20 protein-coding genes are annotated in these 24,779 nt (G+C 40.2%); 9 read left to right on the top strand and 11 right to left on the bottom strand.

The window, feature by feature from the left end; all coding sequences use genetic code 11:
* Window positions 1-68 precede the first annotated feature (68 nt).
* The 3 genes from K9M07_03780 to K9M07_03770 are packed head-to-tail and all read left to right on the top strand — an operon-like array spanning window position 69 to window position 5,926.
* Window positions 69-4,826, top strand: a complete 4,758-nt coding sequence (locus K9M07_03780) for a hypothetical protein (GenBank protein ID MCF7852346.1) — start codon at window positions 69-71, stop codon at window positions 4,824-4,826.
* A 32-nt stretch (window positions 4,827-4,858) separates the two neighbouring features.
* Entirely contained in the window at window positions 4,859-5,338 is a 480-nt protein-coding gene (locus K9M07_03775) for a YeeE/YedE family protein (protein ID MCF7852345.1), read from the top strand.
* Window positions 5,339-5,350: 12 nt separating this feature from the next.
* Entirely contained in the window at window positions 5,351-5,926 is a 576-nt protein-coding gene (locus tag K9M07_03770) for a YeeE/YedE family protein (GenBank protein ID MCF7852344.1), read from the top strand.
* Window positions 5,927-5,948: 22 nt separating this feature from the next.
* On the opposite strand, the gene K9M07_03765 is transcribed toward K9M07_03770, so the two are convergent.
* Window positions 5,949-7,226 (bottom strand): MFS transporter, encoded by a 1,278-nt coding sequence (locus K9M07_03765; GenBank protein ID MCF7852343.1) that lies wholly within the window; start codon window positions 7,224-7,226, stop codon window positions 5,949-5,951.
* Between the two features lie 277 nt (window positions 7,227-7,503).
* Between K9M07_03765 and K9M07_03760 the strand changes: the two genes are divergently transcribed.
* On the top strand, window positions 7,504-8,721 hold the full coding sequence (locus K9M07_03760) for a multidrug effflux MFS transporter (GenBank protein MCF7852342.1): 1,218 nt from the start codon (window positions 7,504-7,506) through the stop codon (window positions 8,719-8,721).
* Window positions 8,722-8,819: 98 nt separating this feature from the next.
* Here the strand turns inward: K9M07_03760 and acpP are convergent, their stop codons facing one another.
* The 4 genes from acpP to K9M07_03740 all read right to left on the bottom strand — a co-directional run bounded on the left by acpP (window position 8,820) and on the right by K9M07_03740 (window position 11,955).
* Window positions 8,820-9,065: an acyl carrier protein gene (gene acpP, locus K9M07_03755; GenBank protein ID MCF7852341.1), complete on the bottom strand. Its 246-nt coding sequence runs from the start codon at window positions 9,063-9,065 to the stop codon at window positions 8,820-8,822.
* 159 nt (window positions 9,066-9,224) lie between these two features.
* Window positions 9,225-9,983: a 3-oxoacyl-[acyl-carrier-protein] reductase gene (gene fabG, locus K9M07_03750; GenBank protein ID MCF7852340.1), complete on the bottom strand. Its 759-nt coding sequence runs from the start codon at window positions 9,981-9,983 to the stop codon at window positions 9,225-9,227.
* Window positions 9,984-9,992: 9 nt separating this feature from the next.
* Window positions 9,993-10,961 carry an ACP S-malonyltransferase gene (gene fabD / locus K9M07_03745; GenBank protein MCF7852339.1) on the bottom strand — a complete coding sequence of 323 codons (969 nt, stop codon included), beginning with the start codon at window positions 10,959-10,961 and terminating at the stop codon, window positions 9,993-9,995.
* A gap of 16 nt (window positions 10,962-10,977) precedes the next feature.
* On the bottom strand, window positions 10,978-11,955 hold the full coding sequence (locus tag K9M07_03740) for a ketoacyl-ACP synthase III (protein MCF7852338.1): 978 nt from the start codon (window positions 11,953-11,955) through the stop codon (window positions 10,978-10,980).
* A gap of 124 nt (window positions 11,956-12,079) precedes the next feature.
* On the opposite strand from K9M07_03740, the gene recR reads away from it, so the two are divergent.
* The 5 genes from recR (at window position 12,080) to K9M07_03715 (ending at window position 17,998) form a co-directional block, all read left to right on the top strand.
* Entirely contained in the window at window positions 12,080-12,679 is a 600-nt protein-coding gene (recR, locus tag K9M07_03735; protein MCF7852337.1) for a recombination mediator RecR, read from the top strand.
* A 267-nt stretch (window positions 12,680-12,946) separates the two neighbouring features.
* Window positions 12,947-15,349, top strand: a complete 2,403-nt coding sequence (gene bamA, locus K9M07_03730) for an outer membrane protein assembly factor BamA (GenBank protein ID MCF7852336.1) — start codon at window positions 12,947-12,949, stop codon at window positions 15,347-15,349.
* Window positions 15,350-15,369: 20 nt separating this feature from the next.
* Entirely contained in the window at window positions 15,370-15,918 is a 549-nt protein-coding gene (locus tag K9M07_03725; GenBank protein MCF7852335.1) for an OmpH family outer membrane protein, read from the top strand.
* 37 nt (window positions 15,919-15,955) lie between these two features.
* Window positions 15,956-17,011 carry a UDP-3-O-(3-hydroxymyristoyl)glucosamine N-acyltransferase gene (gene lpxD, locus K9M07_03720; GenBank protein ID MCF7852334.1) on the top strand — a complete coding sequence of 352 codons (1,056 nt, stop codon included), beginning with the start codon at window positions 15,956-15,958 and terminating at the stop codon, window positions 17,009-17,011.
* A gap of 66 nt (window positions 17,012-17,077) precedes the next feature.
* Window positions 17,078-17,998: a magnesium transporter CorA family protein gene (locus K9M07_03715; GenBank protein ID MCF7852333.1), complete on the top strand. Its 921-nt coding sequence runs from the start codon at window positions 17,078-17,080 to the stop codon at window positions 17,996-17,998.
* A 5-nt stretch (window positions 17,999-18,003) separates the two neighbouring features.
* Here K9M07_03715 and K9M07_03710 read toward each other — a convergent pair whose 3' ends face one another.
* From K9M07_03710 to K9M07_03685, 6 genes are all read right to left on the bottom strand, one after another.
* Window positions 18,004-19,503, bottom strand: a complete 1,500-nt coding sequence (locus tag K9M07_03710; GenBank protein MCF7852332.1) for an efflux transporter outer membrane subunit — start codon at window positions 19,501-19,503, stop codon at window positions 18,004-18,006.
* Window positions 19,500-20,597 carry an ABC transporter permease gene (locus K9M07_03705; protein ID MCF7852331.1) on the bottom strand — a complete coding sequence of 366 codons (1,098 nt, stop codon included), beginning with the start codon at window positions 20,595-20,597 and terminating at the stop codon, window positions 19,500-19,502. Before K9M07_03705 ends, K9M07_03710 begins: the two co-directional genes overlap by 4 nt.
* Complete coding sequence (locus K9M07_03700; protein ID MCF7852330.1) at window positions 20,594-21,766, bottom strand: ABC transporter permease; 1,173 nt, start codon at window positions 21,764-21,766, stop codon at window positions 20,594-20,596. The genes K9M07_03705 and K9M07_03700 overlap by 4 nt, the downstream gene beginning before the upstream one ends.
* The gene (locus K9M07_03695) at window positions 21,763-23,469 is read right to left on the bottom strand and encodes an ATP-binding cassette domain-containing protein (protein ID MCF7852329.1); all 1,707 of its coding nucleotides are present in this window, start codon (window positions 23,467-23,469) and stop codon (window positions 21,763-21,765) included. Before K9M07_03695 ends, K9M07_03700 begins: the two co-directional genes overlap by 4 nt.
* A complete protein-coding gene (locus K9M07_03690; GenBank protein MCF7852328.1) occupies window positions 23,466-24,302 on the bottom strand; it encodes an efflux RND transporter periplasmic adaptor subunit in 837 nt (278 codons plus the stop codon). Before K9M07_03690 ends, K9M07_03695 begins: the two co-directional genes overlap by 4 nt.
* Before the next feature lie 134 nt (window positions 24,303-24,436).
* On the bottom strand, window positions 24,437-24,742 hold the full coding sequence (locus K9M07_03685; GenBank protein MCF7852327.1) for a hypothetical protein: 306 nt from the start codon (window positions 24,740-24,742) through the stop codon (window positions 24,437-24,439).
* Window positions 24,743-24,779: the final 37 nt, after the last annotated feature.

Below are 24,779 nucleotides of genomic sequence, written 5' to 3'. Positions count from 1 at the left end.
TCCAAAAAGTTACAAAGTCGAGATAATCTCGGCTTTGTAACTCACCTTTCTCAAAGGTTTTTTTATTTATGATTATGCGCCGGTTTTTGAGCTTTTTTTTATTTATATCCTTTGCGCTATTTGCTGAATTCAGCCATCCCAATATCGCTTTTTATACCGATTATCGGGCAGCCTTTTCGATCAATCAAAATGAAGCCTCAAAACCAATCCATTTAAATCAACAATTGCAGGTAGCTCTGATCACCGGCCAGCTAATGGAATTTCGAGAAGATTTAATGACCGGTGGAAAACAGCCTATTTATCTTAAATCGTCCTATCTCTCTCCCTTACCATCCATTGGAAATCTACATGGGGCTTTTCATCTCATGCCCCATTTGCATATCGATCAATATCTCTCGCATGAAAAAGGCCTCACACCCGTGTTTTATATTCGTTTTAGCGATGAATATGGAAGAAAATTCCTTTTTAAATCAGAAAAAAAAGGTTCCCTGGGCTATCAATATCACTTCATCCCTCCTATAGGTTTGACCAATACATTTGAGGGAGATCCCTCCGGTCAAACAAATCCCTTTAATATCCGAATAAAATACGATTCGGATAAACATGAAATTCGAGTTGTGATGGGAGACGGCACTGAAAAAGTTTATGCCCAACGCCATAAACTGCAAGATAGGCTTGTCTATAAAGGCTACCGCTATGACCTTATTAAAGAAACGCTAAAAAATGGGTTAACCTACCTCTATCAATACGACCAACACCGCCGACTTTGTGAGATTAAATCGATGAACCCCGGTGAAACAAAGGCTTATGGAGGAGTCTGGTTTCATTATTTTGTCGCAGATAAGGACCCTCGAGCCTCTGATTTTAAAATCATTACAAGCCAAGGGAAAACCCATATCTACCATATGGATTGTTCCACATTCCCAAAATCAAATTTAGAATACCCTCTCTTCCAAGAAATCTCACCTGCTTATGATTCTAAGCACCGCTATATCTGGAAAAAACACGCCTCCGGATCGGCTCTTTATCCGACCATGATTGACTTTTTACAAGGGCGGTTTATTCAATTCCACACTTTTGAGAATCCTAGGCAGCTTGGTCTAAACGAAGCCCTAAAGGATCGACTCTCATCTATTAACGTCCCTTATGGAAAAAACAATGAGCCGATTGAGCTCTATCGTTTTTCATATACCCCCTTTACACCCACCCCAAGGGGGATATTAACGCAGTTTTCAACACAAGTGAAAGAAACTGCGGGGGGGCTATTGAAATATGAATTTAATCGCGATCTCTCTCTAACAAAAATTGAGACATATAAACAACAACAAGGATCCACTCATCTAGATCACTCTGAACATTTTTGCTGGGAAAACAAAAATGGAATGCAATACCTAAGCTGCATTTATACAACAAAAAGTCAGACTAAAGAGGGTGTTCTCTCCTCTCACTTTGAATATGATGAAAATGGCAATATTATCCAAGAAACTCAATTTGGATCGTTTAGCGGTCTCAAATCAAATAAATTTAAATTCAATCATGCAGGGTTTCCCATTGGCGAAGTAGAAAAACGAATAACAACTCGAGAATATACACATGATGGAACTAACCGATTAGTTAAAATTGTTTATCCCGACGGATCCTTTGAAACTTTTGACTATTTGAACTCGACACACCTCATAACACGCCATTTCTATCATGCTCCTGATAAAGGAGTGATTAAACGCCAATTTTATAGCTACAATAAGGATCACTTTCTCACTTGCGAAGTCGAAGATGATGGAACTTCTATGGAGTTAAATGACTTTTCAGGTGTTCACTTGAGAAAGGAAAGAGACATCATCCCAACACCCCAAGATCCCGGTCTTGATCTACCTCATATTATTCTCGAAAAAGGAATCGATCCCTCCTCTCAAGAAGTGACTTTGATTCAAAAAACGATCCTCTCCTACTCTCCTGAAGGGAAAGTCATTTGCAAAGAAATCTATGATGCTGATGACCAATTATGTTATGTCCTAAATTTTCAATATAACGATCAGGGGCGTCTCATTTATGAAACAGATCCTCTCAATAGAGAAATAAAGTATACCTATGATGCCTATGGCAATTTAATCCGCACTCAGCATCTCCAAAAACAAATTCTATCTATGATGGAATACGATCAAAGTAATCGCCTGATAAAAAAAACAATACAAACTCCTCATGGAACTCGATCCGTTCGTTATCAATATGACAACCAATCGAGAAAAGTGAGTGAAAAAGATGAGAGGGGACGTGAAAAGCGATTTACATATGACTCTCAAAACAATCTTATTTCTACTCTCTCCCCGGCTTATTTAACCCATCAAGGCTATCTTGTAGAACCATCTTCTTCCACAACATATGCCCCCTTTCATCGCATCTTAAAAACGGTTGAAAATCATTTGCAGACTAATCACTACACCTATAATTCATTAGGAAATGTGATTGAAACTACAAATGTGAGTGGTGAAAAAACGCGCATCGTTTATTCTTTAGCCGGAGAAACGGGCTGCAGCCCGTTTGATAACGCAAAGAGTCAACACCTACAAGATATTGGCAATGAGCAATATCAGAAAGATGATCCGACTCAAATGTGTGAGAAATGTGCTTTAGCCGATATTCCCGATAGTGTCGAATCAATTCATCTTCCAAATGGTCACCGCATTTTCTATACTCGCGATGCTCTGAAAAGACCGATTCGAATCGATACCTTTTCATCCAATAAAGAACTGCTAACTCAAAAACACTACAAATATGCCGGATTCCTTCTTCTCTCTGAAACTGATGAAAAGGGGAATGAGATTTCATATCAATATGATTCAGCAGGCCGAGTCATTCAAAAAATGACCCCTCATTCGCGAACAACTTACACCTATGATGCGCGTGGACGCATTGCTAGGAAGACTCGATATCCATCAAACAATGAAAAAGATGCTATCCATGAAAATTTTGCATATGACAACCTCAATCGACTAATTGAGGAGAAAATTGAAAGCAATGGACAAATGTCTAGTCACATCGAATTAACATATGATCTTTATGATCATGTCATTGAAAAAAAAGTTCATACAAATGATGCCCCTCTTATTGAAAAATGGAGCTATGATAGCTGGGGGCAGCGCCTTTCTCATACGGATATATATGGACAAACAACGCGCTATCGCTATTCCCATTTACCTTTTTTTAAAGGAGAAAAAGCGATAACGGCTATCCATAAATCCAAAGCAATCAAACGCAATGCAAGAAAAATACCCGATACGATTCAAGTCCTTCAACTTGAGAAAATAGATGCTAAGCAAACTGTTTCTTGCTACTGCTATAATGAAGCTGATTTACTGATTTCTTTCGAAAAAAAAGATAAAAACGGCCTTCTTCTTGCGCAAGAAGAGTATGGCTATGATCAATATCAGAGAAAAGTCTTCCAAAAAAATAAAGCTATATTGAATGGGAAAGTCATTGCCACCTATGTTACCCATTGGGGTTATGATAAAAAGGGTAATATCACTTCATATCAAAGTGGCCAGATTGAAGACATTCCTCAAATAACTAAAGCTCAATACGGCATTAGCAATCAGATCAAGTCCTTTACCAAAAGATCGGGTGTTTCGCTTCTCTATCAATATAATGATTCAAATCAAGTCTCTCGCCTTCTATCAACAAATCGAACGATTGATTATTCTTATGAATATGATAAAAAAGGGCATCTTATTTCAGTCTTTGACCATATTTTACAAAGACAAGAAACGTACGGCTACGATGCAGAAGGAAACTTACTTTCGGAAACATTGGCTAATGGCTTAAAAATTCAATACACTTATGATGGAATTGGACGCCCAATGTTGATCACCCTCCCTGATCACTCCCAAATAGCCTATCACTATCACGGATCTCATCTTGTGTCGATCGAGCGTAAAAACCAAAAACATCTTTTTCAAGTCTATGATCAAAACGGTACATGTCTAAAAGAAACTTTGATGTATGACCTTGGCTCAGTTACCTATCAATTGAATCATTATAGGAATATATCCAAAATCTCCCATAAATTATTCACACAAACCATTGATCTTGTAAGCCCTTCAGGCCTACCTCTAAAAACAACACTGAGTACTCCTAACGACACATTTACAACTGAGTTTCTCTATAATGCCAACGATCAACTTGTAGAAGAAAAAGGCCTATTTACAAACACTTATGAATTTGATTCCCTTGGGAAAATACGTAAAAAAAACAGAAAAAAAACAGAAATCTCATCCTATCAAAATCTACTTCAAATCGATGATAAAACGATCGAATATGATGACAATAACAATCCAAAAATAATTCAAACTCCTCGAGATACTTTTCATTGTATCTATGATGCCCTCGATCGATTAATTGAATGGCGCTCCAATAAAGAAGTGATTCGCTATACCTATGACTCGCAAAATCGACTGATGACACAAGCAACGATAAAAAATGGAAAAGAAGAGCAAAAGCTTTCATTTATATATGACCATCAAACTGAAATCGGATCGTATTGCAATGCTTCTCCCTATGAACTAAAAATCATTAAGCCCTCTTCTTATCAAGGTCTACAAACCCCGGTGTGTATTGAATTAGAAGGAAAAGCCTATGTTCCCCTTCCTGATTTATATGGCAATATTGCCCTTCTCATCGATCCAAAAGAGGTTTCATGTGCTGAAGCAAGGCTCTATTCCCAACAGGGAGAGAGTGATTTAATTCCCATTAAAAAGGAGATTCGCTCAACGAAAAACCCCTATACCTACCAATCAAAACGCACACACCCCCTATCAATCTTAAATCATTAAATTAAAGAAATCAGATGACAATGAGGAATAACATGTCGCCATTAAAAAAAGAATCTTGGTCTCCATATCTTGTCGGAACAGGAATTGGAGGACTACTTATCTTTTTATTTATGCTCGGAGAAAAAATTGGAGTTTCAACAGGAATTGCTCGAGTTGCAGCGTGGATTGAATGGCTGATTACTCCGGCCCATGTGGCTCAAACCCCCTATTTTGCCTCCTTATTGAAAAATGGAGTGGTCTTTGATTGGTCCATTTTATTTATGATCGGTTTAATATTGGGCTCAATATTCGCCTATCGTCTTTCTTCGCGCACCTCAACCTATTCCAATAGTGCTCTTCAAGCCTTTATAGGAGGTATTCTTCTGATGTTTGGGGCTCGATTGGCCAATGGCTGCACTTCCGGTCACGCCATTTCAGGTGCCGCTCAATTTTCTATTACAAGTTGGATTTTTATGATGGCATTTTTTATGACTGCCATTCCAACTGCGATGCTCGCATATCGAAAATCTTAAGGGAGATGTATAATGTCAATTCACTTTTTTTCAAATCCAATCCTTTCTCTTACAGCTCTTTTAACGGGTATGGTCTTTGGTTTTTATTTGCGTAAGGCTCGCGTTGCCAATGCGCAAGTCATTATCAATCAGCTTATATTAAAAGACTTCACCGTTATGAAGGTTATTTTAACTGCTATTTTAGTGGGAAGCCTCGGTATTTATAGCTTAAATGCTATAGGAATGATTCCAACATTTCATTTTTCAAAAACGCCCATCCTATTTAGTTTAATTGGCGGCGGATTCTTTGGGGTTGGTATGGCTCTTTTAGGATTATGCCCGGGAACCCTTCTTGCTGCATTAGCAGAAGGATCGAAAAAAATCATTGTCGGCTTTGCAGGCATGCTTGTTGGAGCTGCCATATTTAATGAGCTCTCTGTCTTTATATCCTCAAAAATGAATGAAAAAGATGCTGTTTATCAACTTTCTATGATGGATTATTTTCATGTACCATTTTTTATAGTTTTTGCAGCATTTGCAACTATTTATGTTGCATTCGTCCTGCTTACAAAAGGGATTGAGCACAAAAAGAAGCAAAGCAGGGTATGACTTTTTCCGGCCCCTGACTTCTTTATACCGAACGCCGCTTGCGCACTAAAGGCTTGCGGCGTTTTTGATTCGAGTGCTTTTTATATCTTAAAAATAGATAAAAAATAAGCGAAAGCACAAGGCAAACAGGAAAAACAGTCATTGCAATTCGAAAATCGCGCAATGTATAAAAAACGCGATCCGGAGTCACAAGAGCAAAGCGATCAAGAATAAATCCAACAAGCGGCTGCGAGATCGCTCCCCCTAAGGCAACCAAAAAATTGGTGAAGGCAATTGCCGTTCCTTTCGCTTCTTGTCGATTGATATCAACAGCCATACTAAATGAAAGAAGTTGTGCTGATTGCGCTATTCCAATTAAAAGCATCATTGCAAACACCCAAAATGCCGGGATATGAGGGATATAAATCAAGGGAAGAAGCAAGGCTAAGTTTATAAGAATCGCCCATATGATGATTCCCTTGCGGTGTCTCAGTTGATCAGATAAATATCCAAAAAAGGGACCACCTACAATCCACCCGACAAATACCATTGAAGCAGCAAAAGCTGCTTCATCACGTGAAATATGATGAGCATACTGTAAAAATGGAACGGCCCATAAACTCGCAAACGCAACTGTTACAACAAACATAAGAAGCGCTCCAATGGCATTGATCCAAGAAGCTCCCCTTGAAATCACCTCAATAAAATGAACCCAAACGTGATGGAATTGAATTTTTTTTAATTTTTTTGAAGCCTGATGAGGGGGTGTATTGCGTATAGATAAGTACATGATGATAGCTATTATAACCCCAATCCCGGCAAATCCACTCATGGTATAGCGCCAACCAAGGCGCTCAGATACAATACTCAATGGGCCTTCTCCGACAACAGCACCGAGCATTCCAAATGAATTTCCAAGACCGATTAAAAAGGCGCGTTGTTTTAATGGAAACCAATGCGCGCACACATAAACCATGCCTATAAAAGCAAAGGCTGAACCCACTCCCATTAAAAATCGGCCCATTTCAGCAACCGTAATATGATGAGCCATTCCAAACGAGAAAGCGCCTAGAGCACAAATAAGCATCGCAAAAGTCAGAAGGCGTTTTGCACCAAATCGATCCATTAAAAGGCCAACCGGGAGCTGTAATGGGGCATAAGCATAAAAGTAAAAAGCACTAATGGTCCCAACCATAGTCGCGTTGACTTGGAATTCTCTCATCAATGCATCGACCATAACACTTGGGCTAACTCTGAGAAAATAATCATAAAACAAGAATAAAACGACTAGACTCCAGATCCACCAACGTAAATATTTCATCTTGTAAAAGCCTCCCGCATAAAATATTTTATATAATTACAATGAAATTAAAAAATCCAGTAGAATATATACCGAAATAAGTTGAAGAATTGGTTTTTATCTTCGCCGATATCTTCGACTTTTTATCCATAATTTTTTGAGCTATCTTCGATAGGTTCAAACAATTATGCCGGCTAAAGCCTGATAAAAATTCGAAGCGCCATCAAAGCTAAAATCCGAATTCTTCAACTCATTTCGGTATAGGATAGAAAACAATAACCCCTTCTTCCCATTTTTTATGACTAGTCGAGAAATTAAATATTTACTTCTCATTGCAATTATCTTTATTGCTGCCTGTATTGAAACGGACATTTATCTACCCGCTTTCCCCGATATGATGAGTTATTTCAAAGTTTCGGAAGATGCCATTCAACACCTATTAACAATTAATTTTATTGGTATCTGTGCCTCGGGCTGCTTTTATGGCCCCACTTCTGATGTCCTAGGACGCAAAAAACCACTCCTCATCGCTTTAGGCCTCTTCCTATTAGGTAGCATTATCACCCTCTTCTCACATCATTTTTCATTGATGCTTGTTGGGCGCTTCTTTCAAGGATTGGGAAGCGGCGGTTGTTTTACACTTGGAACAGCCATTATTTTTGACACCTTTAAAAAAGAAAAGGCGCTCCAAGCAAATAACTATTTGAATGCCTCAATCCCCTTTATTATGGCTGCTGCACCGATCGCCGGTGGCTATCTCAACCATCATTTTGGTTTTCATTCAAATTTTCTTTTGATCGCCGTTTTAGTTTTGATTAGTTTTCTGATCTGTTTATTTTTCTTAGAAGAAACGCTTCCAATTGATAATCGTCAAGATCTTAAAATTGCAAAAATCCAACACGATTTTAAAACAGTCCTTCTCAATATGCGCTTCTGGCAAATCATCCTGGTTTTAAGCCTTATTTTTTCTGCTTACATGACATTTATCTCTAATATTTCAGTGCTTTTTGTCATTGAACTTGGGGTGAGTAAAAATATCTTTCCCCTCTATCAAGCCTCTATTTTAATCGTATGGCTTGCAGGTAGTATGACTTGTAATATAGCTATTAAAAAATGGGGAGCTCCCACTTTAAAGAAGTTCGGTGTTGTATTATTGGCAGTTGGGGGAATCTGGGCAGTTGCAATCATGCTTTTAGCGCCCCACAGCCCACTTGGGTTTACAATGGGGATGTTATTTTTCACACTCGGGGCTAATTGGATCAATGGGCTATACTTTCCGGAAGGAATGGAATTATTCCCGGAAATTAAAGGTGTTGTCGCAAGCTTGCTAACCACCATTCGCCTACTCATCACTTCATTTATCGTTGCACTTGTCAGCTCATTTTATAATGCAACAATTTATCCTATTGGCATTACTTTAGTTTGTATCCTTTTTCTCGTATTGCCTATTATCGTATTCTACGAACGATCATGGGCAAGACAAGCCCCCTCTTCTGCTGATCTTTCGGAAGATTAATATCCTGAATTTTGGCTTTATACCACTCGCAAGAAAGCAAAAAAGCTGTTTAAAATTTCTTTTAAACAGCTTTCAATCGGTAAAAAAATAGCGCTTATTTACGCTTGTTTTTGCTTTTCTTCAACATAAGCAACGACGTCGCCAACAGTTTTAAGTGTTTCTGCAACCTCTTCCGGGATTTCAAAACCAAATTTTTCTTCAAAAGTCATAATAAGCTCTGTCAAATCGAGAGAATCCGCATTTAAATCCTCTACAAATGACTTTTGCATTGTCACCTCAGCTATATCAACTCCAAGCTGCTCTACAACGATGTCTATTACTTCTTTTTCAATAGATGATGTCATAAATATATTCCTCAATCTAATATTGTTAGTTATAATTTAAAAGTTTGTCTACAAAGTGAGCCCTCATCTCTTTTAAAGATGACTTTGAATGGAGGCCAATCCTTGACAGCCGGTATATCGGGCTGCAGCTCTTCTTCCCAACTTTGTGAGAAATGCAGACTAAGCTGTTAATCCTCCATCAACGGCAATAACTTCTCCCGTTACATAATCAGAAAGAAATGACGCCAAAAAGAGGCATGCATTTGCAATATCTTCAACTTGCCCCAATTTCTGCATGGGAATTTTTTGAGTAATGGCTTCTTTTTGACCCTCATTTAGAGCGTCAGTCATTTTTGTTTGAATAAAGCCCGGAGCAATGCAATTAACACAGATCCCCCTTGAAGCAACCTCTTTAGCAAGAGATTGCGTAAGTCCGATCATACCCGATTTAGAAGCAGAATAATTAACTTGTCCGGGATTTCCTGTCAAGCCAATGACAGAAGAGATGTTGATGATCTTGCCTTCTTTGGCTTTCATCATGGGCCGAATCACCGCTTTACAAAAATTAAAAGCCGATTTCAAATTGACATCAAGCACGCGGTCCCAATCTTCTTCAGACATCTTCATAAGTAGCTTATCACGGGTGATCCCGGCATTATTGACTAATATATCGATTGCCCCCCACGACTTTAAGAGCGCATCAACACTCTCCTGCACTTGATCGTGATTCGAAACATCCATGGCAATAAACTGAAATGATTGATTAGGAGAGACACGCACTTGATTCAGCTCCTCGACAACTTCAGCTCCTCTCTCAAGATTGGTCCCGATAATCGCAACATCAGCGCCATTTTTAGCAAAGGCTATGGCAATTCCTCTTCCGATCCCGGCTGTTGCACCTGTGATAAGGGCTTTTTTTTGATCTACTAATAACACGATGTCATCCCCTTAAGAATTATTAACCGTCTGTCCATTTAACGCCAATTCGACATTTTTTAGGTCAGATAGCTTATCCACACTAACAGTTGGAGCCCCCGGTTGAATTTTACGGTTCATCCCTGCAAGGGATTTACCGCATCCCACCTCAATAAACAACTCCACTCCATCAGCCTGCATTGCTCGAATATTACTTTCCCATCGAGTCGGAGAAGCCACTTGAGCTATGAGATTGTGCTTAATTTCGCTGATGTTGCTGACAAATCCGCCTGTGACATTTGATGTAAATTTAATTGGGCTATCATTCATTGAAACCGCTTCAATCATAGGAGCTAATCGATCTTGTGCCGGCTTCATCAATGGAGTGTGAAATGCCCCTGAAACATCAAGAAAAATGATGCGTTTTGCACCGCGATCTTTCAAAACGGGTTCTACAACTTGGATCGCAGGTTTTTCTCCGGCAATAACAACCTGCCCCGGACAATTCATATTTGCTATCCAAATGCGAGCGCCTTGTTCCTGAAAAGGGCGTAAAACTTCCGTTACTTGGGGTTCATCAATCCCTAAAACCGCAGCAAGCGTTCCGGGATTTCTCTCTGAAGCCTCTTGCATGTAAGCGCCTCTAGCTTGAACAAGCTTAAGGCCATGATCAAACGTTAGACGATTGGATACGGCAAGAGCCGTATACTCACCTAAACTAAGCCCGCCTACGCAATATGGTGCAACTTCAGGGATTTCCGTTATTAAAGATCGGTAGAGAGCATAACTGGTAATATAGATGGCGGGCTGACTGATTTGCGTTTGGCTAAGCTCTTGAGCATCGCCCTCAAAAATCGTCCTTGAAAAATTTTCACCCATCAGCTCATCCGCCATTTGGAAGACTTCTTTAGCAGCATTGCGATTTTCGTAAAAATCAAGTCCCATTCCGGGATATTGAGCTCCTTGACCGGGAAAAATAATGGCAATTTTGCGATGTCTCATACTCAATCGTCCTTAATTATGATTGTTGCGTTAAAACAGCTGAGCCCCAAGTGAGGCCGGCTCCAAATGCCGTTAAAAGAATATTTTCACCTGAAGAAATTTTATTTTCTCCTAAAAGTTCATCGAGAGCTATCCCGATAGAAGAAGCTGATGTATTTCCATATTTGTGGATTGTCAAATAAACACGCTCCATCGGCAATTTAAATCGTTTTGCGATCGCCTCAATAATACGCACATTAGCTTGATGGGGAACCATCCAATGTACTTCATCAATCCCCGCCTTATCTACACACTCGACGGAAGCTGCTTCCATTCGACGGACGGCATGTTTAAACGTCTCTCTTCCTTCCATGTGAATGTAGTGCATTTTCTGATCGACTGTTTCCTGAGTTGCCGGATATCGCGATCCCCCTCCCGGCATTTTTAAAATTTCCGTCAATGATCCGTCTGCCCCAAGGACGACATGATCAATGAGTAGCCCTTTTCCTTCACTTGAAATAAGCGCTGCTGCAGCCCCATCCCCAAATAAAATACAGGTCGCTCGATCTTCATAGTTCACAATAGAAGATAGTTTTTCCGAAGCAATAAGAAGGATATTGCGATACGTTCCCGATTCAATATATGCCTTAGCAATAGATAAACCATAAATAAAGCCCGAGCAAGCGGCCTGAACATCTAAAGCCGCAGCATGAGTTGCCTGTATTGCATTTTGAATCAGACAGGCCGTACTTGGAAATGTATAGTCAGGCGTTAGAGTTGCCACAATAATTAGGTCGACATCTGTAGCGGAAAGACCTGCTTTTTCAAGGGCTGATTGAGCGGCCTTAATCCCCATATCTGAAGTGTATTCCCCCTCAGCGGCAATACGCCTCTCCTTCATTCCCGTACGAGAAGTGATCCATTCATCTGTCGTCTCAACTATTTTTTCAAGGTCGGCATTAGATAAAATTTTCTTTGGCAAATAAGAGCTAGTCGCAATGATTTTCGCTTTCATAATTTTCCTTTAGTCCTATAATCTCATAAGAAGTAAAAAGGCTTGTTCCAAAGATCACTTCTAGAAATCAAAAGAGTCGACTTCAATTTTATAAAAAGCAAAGAAAAAACTAAAGGAAAATGAAATGAAAAGGTACCCCCAGCCCCTCAATGCCTTGATCTCCTATTTTAAAAAATTTCCCGGTGTCGGGCAAAAATCGGCAGAGAGATTTGCTTTTCACCTTTTGAACTGGAAAGAGAGTGATATTCAAAAATTTTCTAGCCATTTAAGCCTTTTGAAAACCCAAATCAACCCCTGCTTAGAATGCTCTGCTTTTTTAGAAGATGGAAAATGCCCCTTTTGCGACTCTACTGATCGCGATCAAAAATCTCTTTGTATTTTATCCTCAGTCAAAGATGTCTATGCCATAGAAGAAACACATATTTTTAATGGGTTATATCATATTATCCCCAAACTCTTATCCCCTCTTGACGGCGACTATGAAGAGCAAATCAAAACGGATCTCATTAAAGAAAGAGTTCAAAAAAGAGGTATAAGGGAAATGATCATCGCCCTTGATTCGACTTTGGAAGGAGATGCAACGGCACTCTATATTAAAGGCGAACTTGAAAATATGAACCTTGTCATTTCCCGGCTAGCCTTTGGCCTCCCGCTTGGAAGTTCACTTGATTTTGTAGATGAAGGAACGCTTAATCGAGCTATTTTAGGAAGGCAACCTCTTTAAACTCGACTTTGCAACTTTTTGGGCCCGCCTGCCCCGTCTATTTGTTCTCGGACGCTCGACCTATCGTCAAACTAGGAGATTATTAAAACCGGGAAGGGGTAAAAACCCTCTTCCCGGTTTTAATAACTCCCCCGAGAACAAATATCTCGAGGCCTTCGGGTCCAAAAAGTTACAAAGTCGAGTTAAAATCACAACCTAGGTTGCAATTATTTACAGTAGTTCCATATAATTCGCTGCAAAAGTTTAGTTTAATAAGAAGATCTATTAATGCAAAAAAGCTCATTCATTCTCAGCGCCTTTCTACTCACCTCAATTTTACCTTTATACTCGGCTGATCCATCGACAAAACCTATGGTCGAAGTCATCGAAAATAAAAACGTCGCTAAAATTGATATGCAAATCGAAAACCGCCCTAAGGGATCCTATTATGATCCTCGTATTTTAAGTTCGACAATGCGAACAAAGGTGGGCGAGCCTTTTTCACAACGCGTCTTTGATCAAGATCTAAAAAAACTATCTGATGAGTATGAGAGAGTTGATCCCACCGTAACAGTGAAAGACGGCGAAGTTTACATTAAAGTCCTACTCTGGGAAAAACCATTTATTCGAGCGATTAAATGGACCGGAAATAAGAAGGTTAAAACAAAAACGCTTCAAAAAGAACTCGGCATTAAACCCGACACTCAGTACAACAAAGAAAAATTCATTAAGGCCTTCAATAAGCTCAAAGAATTTTACGTCAAAAAGGGCTATTTTGAAGCGCACTTAACTTATCGAATCGTTCGCATACCCGATACCAATGAAATCCAAATCGATATTATTGTTCGAGAAGGTCGATCTGCTCATATCTTAAAAATTGAGTTCGAAGGTCTAAGCGAAAAAGAGCAGTCTGATATTCTCGGGATGATCAGCGCTAAAAAATACAACCTCTTTGTTAGTTGGCTTACCGGAAGAGGCATTTACCACCCCGAAGCGATGGAGCAAGACAAACTTGTCATCGTTAATTACCTTCAAAACGAAGGCTATGCGGATGCCCATGTCGATATCATGCTTAAAAGTTCGCCACAACAAAATATTATCATTGTCGTTAAAGCAAATAAAGGTCCCCTCTTCCATTTTGGCGATGTCACTTTCGAAGGGAATACCATCAAAGAAGATCAAGAAATCACTGATGCTCTCGGCATAAAGAAAGAAGATGTCTACTCCCCTGATAAACTAAGAGAAGCCGCTGATGCAATTAAAGATCTATATGGCCGTAAGGGCTATATCGATACAAATGTGCGCTATGAACTCAGACTGTCTCAATTTTCATCAACCTACGATGTCCGATTTATTATTGAAGAGTCTAAACAATTTCGCATTGGTGTCATTCGCGTTCTTGGCAACGTCAGCACGGAAACGCCCGTCATTTTAAATCACTCTACCCTGACACCCGGTGAAGTCTTCGATGCCGACAAATTAAAACAAACACAGCATCGGCTTGAAGCCCTTGGCTTCTTTAAATCAGTCAATGTCTATGCCGTCCGTAATCCCGATGATACGGCTTTAGGACCCGAATACAGAGATGTCAACATTGAAGTACAAGAAACCTCTACGGGATCAATGTCTCTTTTCTTTGGAGCGAGCTCTACCGATAGCGTGAATGGGGGAGTCGATCTCGTTGAGAACAACTTCAATCATCGAGGTCTTGGTCGATTCTTCGATAAGGGATTAAAAGGACTTCGTGGAGGCGGAGAATATGCGCGCTTAAATGTGTCTATTGGTCCCCGCTATCAAACCTACGCGATTTCTTGGCTAAACCCTTACTTTGCAGATAGCCTCTGGCGCGTCGGTTTTGACGTCTCTTACTCAAAGAGCCGGATCACTTCAAAATCGTTTAAATCAAATGCAACCGGCCTTAACTTCTACGCTTCATATCCCCTCTCAGCCTACTGGTCATATGGATGGAAATTTAGAATTTCAAACACCGTAATTAAAGTGGGTATCGATTCGAGTGAAGAGGCGCAACGCCAGTCGCTTAACAGCGGTATTGTATCCGGTGTCGGACTTTACTTTGGTTATGATTCAACCGATAATATTTTAAGACCTCATCGAGGATTTAGATCCACAATTGAAGGTGAAATTGCCGGGGTAAGAAGGCATGATGTAAATGATCGAGATTTCCTATTTGCCAAACTTTTCTATCTTAACTCTTACTACATCCCCGTTTGGAGAAAAGGAACCCTTAAATTCCGCGGTGATTTAAAATTTTTAACGGCAATGGGAAATGGCGAACCTATTTTATTACCTGCTAACGAGCGTTTCTTCTTAGGAGGCGACAACTCAGTCCGCGGATTCCAACCGGGAATCATCGGTCCTAAATATGTGCGCAATAACGGGACTCTAACAAATGACCCGGCAGGGGGTGCTTCTTCAGCACTCTTCTCAACAGAATATTTACAAAATATTTTCAGACCTTTGGATGCTTTTGTCTTCTTTGATGCCGGTGCCGTAACTTTGAATGAGTACGCTATTGGCAAATTTAGAGCGAGCGTCGGTGGAGGTTTGCGTATCGATATTGGAAGCAGACTTCCCCTTGTTGTTGGTTGGGGTTACCCACTGATTTCAAGAACCCACAAAGATGAAATACAAAATGATGGTTTCTTCTTCTCAATGGCGGGCCAATTCTAGAATTAAACTTGAGGATTTTTATGAATAACAAATTATTTACATCTACTTTAATTGCATTGTCGCTCTCTATTGCGACACATGCCGGAATCAAAGGAGCTAGCTTTGGCATTGTCGATTTTAGCACATGTATCGAAGAGTCCAAATTCGGTAAAAATGAAAGAGAAAGCTTTGAATCTTTAAAAAAACAAATGATCAGTATGCTGACTGATACGGAAAAGCAACTCAATGAAGTTTCTCAAAAACTACAAGATCAAGACTATATCGATGGCTTATCTCCCGAAGGAGAACAAGAACTCAAAGTGCGTTTCCAAGCTCTTAACGAAGAAATGAATCGCTATCAAAGTCAATTTTATCAAGTTCTTCAACAAGCGAACATGAAATTGATGCAAACCATGACTAATAAAATTAATCAAGCCTCTGAAATCATTGCAAAAGACTATAAAATCCCTCTTATTTTGAATAAAGAAGCTGCTTTTTTCTATGACGAAAAGTTTGATATCACTCAAATTGTAGTTAATAAGTTGAATGACGAGTTTGAATCTCAGAAAAAAGCTGAAGAAAAGAAATAAAAAGACATTTTAAAACCTAGATAAAAGGAAGTCTTTAATGATTAAACATTTCACACTCGAACAGCTCGCTCAACTCACCGGCACTCAGCTTATCGGCAATCCAAGCCAAATAATTCATGGCGTGGATGACATTAAACAGGCAAGTGAAACAGATGCAACTTTTTTAGCGAATCTCAAATACAAAGATGCCTTAAAAAGTACAAAAGCCGGTGTGATTTGCGTTCATGAAGACTTTCCCGTTACAGACGGCAAAAACTATCTTCTTTGCAAAAACCCCTCTCAGACATTTCAATCAATCGCTGAAACTCTCATCAATATTGCAGATGGAAAAACAGCTTTTGTAGGAATCCATCCAACAGCGGTTATTGATCCTTCTGCTAAAGTTGAGAGCGATGTCCAAATTGGACCCTATGCAGTCATTGACAAAGATGTTACTATAGGAAAAGGCACCATTATTTTTCCTCAAGTTTATATTGGTCCCGGGGTTAGCATTGGTGAAAACTGCATCTTATATCCCAATGTCACTGTCCGTGAAAGATGCATACTCAAAAACAGAGTCATCATTCAACCGGGAGCCGTTATTGGTTCATGTGGATATGGTTATTTGACATCACCGGAAGGAAAACACATCAAGCTCGAACAGATTGGCAATGTCATTCTTGAAGATGATGTTGAAATTGGCGCCAATACGACAATCGACCGGGCTCGTTTTAAATCGACAACAATTGGGAAAGGGACAAAAATAGACAACCTCGTCCAGATTGGCCATAACGTTCAAATTGGTGCGGATAATTTAATCGTTGCTCAAACGGGAATAGCGGGATCGAGTAAAACAGGTCATCTCGTTATGATGGGTGGCCAGGTAGGAATCGTCGGTCATGTAGAGCTTGCAGATGGAGTCATGATTGCCACTCGAGGTGGAGTGAGCAAATCAATTCAGGAAAAAGGCGCTTATGGCGGTAGCCCCATCATGCCAATTACCGAATACAACAAGCAACAAGTTCATCTACGAAAAATTGAACACTATGTTAACCGCATTAAGAACTTAGAAAATGAATTAAAAGAGCTGAAGAGTTCTTTAATCCTGAATTAAGATTGATGAAATAATCACAAATCTGCCATAGCACAAATGAGGCGGGTTATTTTTGGGGAACTCTGAATGATCACCATTTATTACAAAGATGAGTTTGAAGAGACCTTTCATACGATCGATGAACCTACTGAAGGTTGCTGGATTCATGTCGATTCAGCGACGACATCTGATGTAATGAAGCTCGCAAAATATATTGGATGTGACTATAGCGATATTCACGACTGTCTTGATAAGTATGAAATTCCTCGTATCGAGAGACTGGATCAAAATATCCTAATATTTACTCGCCACCCCTCGACACAAGAAATCGGCCTTCAAACAACGACTCTTACCATTATTCTAACCAAAGACTACTTTATTACAGTCTGTCCCCACCGCAGTAATCTCATTGATCGATTTATTTCTCAAAGGCCCAAAATTGCAACAGCTAATACATCTAAACTTCTGATTCATATGCTACTGCGCATCACTCAAGAGTTTACAATTGAAATTAAAAAAATTCGATCCAGCGTCCTTCAAAAGGAAAAAGCCCTCAATGAAGTGGATAGCGAAGATATCACCTCTCTGACCATTTCCGAGGAAAACCTCAATCAATACCTCTCCTCCTTACTCCCCTTGCGCAATGTTTATCAGGCTATTTCTTCGGGTCGCTATACTTTCCTACAAGAAAAAGACCAAGACCTCCTTGAGGATTTACTCAATGCCTCAATGCAATCCGAGGAACTCTGTACTGTGATTTTACGATCGATCCGCTCTCTAAGGGATTCATTTCAAATCATTTTCACAAATCAGCTCAATAAAACGATTAAACTCTTAACAGCTCTTACGATCATCCTTAATATCCCAACAATGGTCGCCAGTTTATATGGTATGAACGTCGATCTCCCCATTAGTCGCAGCCCCTTTGCCTTTCTTTATATTATGCTCTTTATTTCGATTGTTTCGATTCTCGCCTACATGGTATTCCAAAAACGTAAGTGGTTGTAATCTAATTATTTATGCTTTGGTTCGGGAAAATATTGCTCCCATCCTCCACCTAGCACCTTATATAGGAGAACCGTATCAAGTAGCGTCTTCATATCGGTATTGAGGAGTTCTTGCTCAGAGGCATTAAGATTAGACTTGGCATTGATAACATCAATAAGACTAACAAGCCCCTTTTGAAATCTCTCATCGCTTAAGCGGGTGCTAGCTTGATAATGACTTGTTGACATTTCTCTCTCATAAAGAGCGTTAAGATCCTGAGTATAAGAAATAATTACACTCTCAGCCTCTTCAATGGCCCTGAGGATCGTCTGCTGATAGGTGTGTGCAATAGCTGCCGTTGCCGCTCTTTTTGCACTGAGATTGCCTTTGAGTTTACCCCCCATAAAAATCGGCATATTCATATCTCCACCGATAGCCCACGTTTTGCTTCCCAATGAAAACAGATTCTTAAGAGCCAGCGATTGAAGCCCCCCATCCCCGACAAGTGTGAATGTCGGGAAAAATTCTGCAACGGCAACCCCCTCATTTGCAGTGGCCATTGCAAGCTCTCTTTCCGCTCTTCGCACGTCAGGGCGTCGGCGCAGAAGATCCGATTGAAGCCCAACCGTCACATTCCCGGGAAATTTTGGAAGCGGTTGATAGGGAAGGAGTTCGGCAAGAAGCTTTTCCGGATATGACCCTGTTAAGACTGAAATCGCATAAATGCTTTGATAAATCTGTGCATAAATATCGGGCAATTTAGACCGTTCAGTTGCGAGCCGGGCACGGATATTTTCAATATCAAGACGGCCTATACGTCCCACCTCAAACTGTCTCTCAAAAAGTTGAGCCTTTTGCTTAATTAATTCGATCTCATCCAAAATAAGCTCCGCTCTTTCTTGAGATCCTCTCAACTCAATATAATTACGGCCAATTTCAGCTAAAACAGTGATGAGCACATCATTTCTTTGCTCGATATTGCTCTCAATAAATGCATTGGCAGCCTCTACCTTTCTACGCGTTTTTCCAAAGAGATCAATCTCCCAAGTTGCGTCAAAAAGGACATTATATAAACTTTGAATTTGAGGTGTTTGAAGTGTAAAGGGCAGTCCCGTTGAGCTTGATAGCGTACCGGGAACATTTCCAACACTCGGACCAATGGCAAAAATCGGCCCATTTTTGCTAAAATAGGTTTTTGTTGCATTGAGATCGACTCCGATTTGAGGCCAGAAAGAAGAAGCATCCATCTGCCTGAGTCCCCTTGCTTGTAAAATACGCTCAGTTGCAGCTAATACATCGCGATTATATTGTGCTGCCAAATCCATATATTGATTGAGTAGAGGATCTTCGAGTTGTTCCCACCATTGAATAATAGGCGTCTGAGATGCCATAGCATCATCATCGCAAATCGATGCCCACTGCCCTGATATTTGCGACTCGGGTTTCTTATAATTAGGCCCTACCATGCAACCGGATAGAAATACTATACTGACAATCAATAAATATGATTTTATCTTTTTTCTCACTGCAATCTTCTCCTAAAAAAGAGACCCGCCCCCACAAAATTAACTACCGAAATAATGAGTAGGGGCCAAATATGTTCAAATACGATTCTCGCCGGCAGCGCCTTCAAGAACAAACCTTTTGAGATAATTAACATATATTTCAAAGGGATTAAATATGTCACGGGTTGAAGCCATGTTGGCATATTTTCAATTGGAGTCGCATATCCTGCAAGCAAGACGGAAGGAAGAATAAAAATGAAGGTACCGAGCATTGCTTGTTGCTGAGTTGAAGAGAGAGAAGAAATAAAGAGTCCGACACCACTAATGGAACTCACGAAAATAAAAAGACTCAAAAAATAGAGAAAAAATGATCCGGTGAAAGGAACGCCAAAAACGAGTGTCCCGATCGCAAGCATTAATAATCCCTCTAAAAGCCCTATGATAATCCCCGGCACAATTTTTCCAATCAAGATCTCATAAGGGATCAATGGTGAGACAAGTAATTGATCAAAGGTACCTAGCTCTCGTTCTCTTGCCACTGATTGGGTTGTTACAACAAGACAGGTAAGCATTGCTAAAATAGCAACCAAACAAGGAATGTTATACCAATAGTAAATGCGATTGGGATTAAACCAAGTACGTGGAACCAACTCAACTTTTTGTACGATTTTGCGATAATCCCGATTAAACTGATTAATAATTTCGCCGGTATACCCGGCTAAAATTTGGGCCGTATTTGTCTTACGCCCATCCAGAATCAATTGAACCGTCGCCGGTTTGCCTTCATCTAAATTACGCGAAAACTGTTGGTCAATAGAAACAACCATCACCCCTTTTTGATGATCAATAAACGGGGCAATCTCCTCTACGCCCTTCAAAAAATAAATGCGATCATTAAACGTTTTACTTCCCATAAACCGCTCGACAAGCTCAAATCCTTGCTCCCCATTATCGCGATTAAGAATTCCTATCGGCACATTTTTCACATCGAGTGTCGCTGCAAATGTAAAAATAAAGAGCTGTAAAATGGGAGGGCCTAAAATTGAAATCCTCACTTTAGCATCTCTTAACACAGCCAAAAGCTCTTTCCAAATCAATACAATAATCCGATTCAATCGAGCCTCTTCACAGTTTTAGATGCAGTGATCAGAAAGAAAACAAGTCCAATGACAACGATTGGAACCATATCATATAAAATCAACGTCCAAACATTACCGACTAAAAATAATGTCTGTAAACTTTGCACGAAATACTTCGCGGGAATGATATATGTGAGATATTGTATCCACTGAGGCATGCTGTAAATCTCAAACAGGAATCCCGATAACATATAAGCCGGCAAAAAAGCGACAATCAAAGTCACTTGATATGCAAAAACTTGATTCCGAGCTAGAGTTGAAATCATCAGTCCAAGACCAAGTGAGCAAAGCAAAAAAAGAGCGGAGACTAAAGTGAGAAGTAAAAATGAACCCCTGAGTGGAATATCATAGATGAAGACAGAAATAATCACGCAAATCGCCATTGAAATCATCCCCAGAATAAAATAGGGGATAATTTTAGCAATGACGAGTTCAAAGGCACTTGCAGTCGTTGACATGAGGGCCTCCATTGTCCCCCGCTCCCACTCACGCGCAACAACAAGAGCCGTTAATAAAGAACCCGTAAGCGTCATAATAATGGCGAGTGATCCCGATAAAAGAAAATAGCGGCTCTCGAGTTTTTCATTATACCAAAAGCGGGGTTGCATACTGATCACGGGAAGCTGCTCTTGAACTAGCCCTTGTGTATAAAGCTGCTGAGCACGCCAATTTTGAATGGTTCCTTCTGCATAATTTTGAACGAAATTAGCCGTATTTGTTTCACTTCCATCCGCAATGATCTGAATGGGAGCAATTGTATCGGGTCGGCTGCGAAATTGAGAAAAATATGAAGGAATCACAAAAAAGCCTCGAATACTCCCTTTCATGAGATCATCAACAATGTCCTTCCGATGACGCGAGATTTTCAAGTCAAAATAGCGCGATCCTTGTAGAGATTCAACAAAGCTCTGTGCATCGGGAGAGCTATCTTCCATAACAAGACCCATCCTCAAATGATCTAAATCAAGAGAAACACCCGATCCATATAGAAAGATCAATAATAAAGGGAGAAAAACCGTAATTAAAATGCTACTGGGATCGCGAAAAACTTGAATGAATTCTTTTTTTAAAAGGGCCCGAATACGCCGCATTTTCCCATTTTTTTGAACATTGATCAATTGGTTGGAAATGTCATTTTTAATCATTTTATGACCCTTTGTCGATCGTGTTCTTCGATCATTTGAACAAAGGCATCTTCTAAGGTGGGATTGGGATTCTGCTCTGAGTGGATTTGATCTTTAAGAGCATTGGGCGTGTCCATGCTGATCACTTGACCTCGATAGACAAGGGCAATTCGATCGCAATATTCGGCTTCATCCATAAAATGTGTCGTGATTAAAATCGTCACACCTTTAGAAACTAGGCCATTGATATGATTCCAAAACTCTCGTCGCGTAATGGGGTCGACACCGGATGTTGGCTCATCGAGAAAAAGAACACTCGGACGATGCATCGTTGCACAGGCTAAACTCAGCCTTTGCTTAAAACCGAGCGGAAGCATCTCCGCCGATGAGGACAAATAAGGCTCTAAATTAAAGATTTCGATCATCTGATCGATTGCTTCGCGCCTTTCATGGTTTTTTAAATTATATATCCCTGAAAAAAAATCGAGATTTTGTCGTACACTTAAATTGCCATAGAGCGAAAATTTTTGAGCCATATATCCGATACGCGAGCGGGCAACACCGGGTGCTTTTTGAAGATCGAGATGATTGACAAAGGCCTTTCCCGATGTGGGCTTTAAAAGACCGCATAGCATCTTAAATGTTGTTGTCTTCCCTGCTCCATTTGGCCCTAATAGTCCAAAAATTTCGCCCTGTTTTACAGAGAGTGAAATCTCATTTGTCGCCGTAAAACTCCCAAATTTTTTTGTTAATTTTTCCGCAACAATTGTTTCTGAATTGCATTCACCACACTCGGGCATAGCTTCAGCGAGTTTAGATGTACCTCCGGGTCCCCCACCTAAAATATCGATAAAGGCATCTTCAAATCTCGGGTGCGCTTCAACCATTTGCACATGAGAGGAAAGCTTTCCTTCTTTGCGAAGAACAATTCTTAAATCCCGGCCCTGAATCACCCCATCGATGACATTTGAGTCTTTGAGCAGCTCAAAGAGGAGTTTGCGCCGATCCCCTTCGATATCGGTAATATGAATAGTGCGCCCTTGCATTGTTTGGGTTAGCTCCTTAGGATCTCCATGATATAAGAGCTCCCCTTCATTGAGCAATATCACCCGATCACATTGCTCTGCCTCATCCAGATATGCCGTACTCCATAGAACGGAAATGCCCTCACCCAGCAGTTGCCCAACCATTTCCCAAAGCTCTCTTCTTGAAATGGGATCAACCCCAACACTAGGTTCATCTAAAAGCAACAGATCAGGTTTTTTAATCAGCGTACATGCAAGACCGAGTTTTTGCTTCATTCCACCCGATAAATTCCCTGCCAAGCGCGATGTATATTCAGTAAGACCGGTAAAACGAAGCAGTTTTTCACAAACGGCCTTTTTTTCCTCACCAATGACATTTTTAAGATCAGCATAAAGATTGAGATTTTGAGCTACGGAGAGCTCATCATATAAACCGAATTTCTGAGGCATATACCCTGTGAGGTAATGAATCGATTCGCTATCGCGGATCGTATCATATCCCTCAACCAGAATTTGTCCCTCAGTAGGGGTGAGAAGCCCTGCAATCAAACGAATGAGCGTTGTTTTTCCGGCTCCATCGGGTCCGACAAGTCCTGTGATCTTACCCTTGAGGATTTCTGCATTGATCTTTTTTAAGGCAGGTCGATGTGAATTAAATGATTTTGTCAGATCGTGAATGGATGCAATAGCGTCACTCACGTTGAACTCCCTATATATAGTTTGACTGTCACAGGCATTCCCTGAACAAGACTCATATCGGGATTATCGACATATATTCTCAATCGATACACAAGATCCGTTCGGAGTTGAACCGACTCAACTGTCTTTGGTGTAAATTCCGCAACCGGTGAAATAAATCCGATTTTCCCCGTATATTCACGCCCGTTGTCCGTGTAAACTTTTGCCTCCATCCCATAATAGACATCACCGAGATGGGGCTCATTGACAAAAGCCCGGATCCAAACCGGTGAGCTCACAGACAATGTATATACGGGATCAGCAGGATTCACTACAGTGCCCGGCTCTCGAATACGTGTGAGAATAATCCCATCTGTCGGTGCTCTAGCCTGAGTATAATCTAGATTGTCCTGAGCTACTGATATTGCCGCATTGGATTGCATCAAATTAGCGCACAATTGATCGCGATTGGCTTGTGCATTATCGAGATCTTCTTGCGATACGGCTCCAATGCCAATCAGTTCTTTGCGCCGATCCAGCATCACTTCTGCATTTGCTAGATTTGCAATGATAGCCTCTTTGGCGCTGACTGCTTCCTGGAGTTGGCTGTTATATGGAGTTGGATCAAGTCTGCACATCAAATCACCTGCATTCACCCGATCGCCCTCTTCAAAAAAGAGCTGCGTCACCTGTCCACTTACGCGAAATGCAATATCGACTTGACGCACATCAACATTTCCATACAGAGTGATTTCATCTGAATTGCTATGATCTCGAAAAAAGAAAAAAGAAGTTAATCCTATCGCAATTATAATTATGATAAGAATAAGCGATGAGATTTTTTTTCTTTTCATTCAAACCTATACTAAACTGTAAGTTTTAAGGGCTAAGTCCAAAAACTAGTTAGTAGCTTTGAATTAAAAAAAAATCAACTTATAAAATAGAAAAATAAAGATCTATACTGGGAGTAATTCAAGAGTTGGAACTTTTATAATCTCGTTACAACGCTATCTAGCTCGTGAAAACGAAGCTTGAATTTTTTAGGACCAAGAGTTCCATCTGAAGGCAATCCAATCACATCGACTCTCATTTTAAATCCATCATTTGTTGTAATCATATATCCACCGTCAATTGTCGACTCAATGCCTCTAATTCCTTGAGGACATTTTTCAGAAATCTCAGATGAACTTAAAATGGCATTGATCTGTCTTGCCATTTCTTGATGAGGAGGAAGCGCTGCAAAAGCTTTAAAACTGAATAATAGTGTCGCTAAACCAAACAACCATTTTTTCATACCAATTCCCCAAGAAGATTTTTAAAAGCACAATTAT

It is taken from the genome of Simkaniaceae bacterium, assembly GCA_021734805.1.
Taxonomy (GTDB): Bacteria; Chlamydiota; Chlamydiia; order Chlamydiales; family JACRBE01; genus Amphritriteisimkania.
Note: the sequence above shows the minus strand (reverse complement) of the source record. Positions and strands in the feature narration are given on the sequence as shown.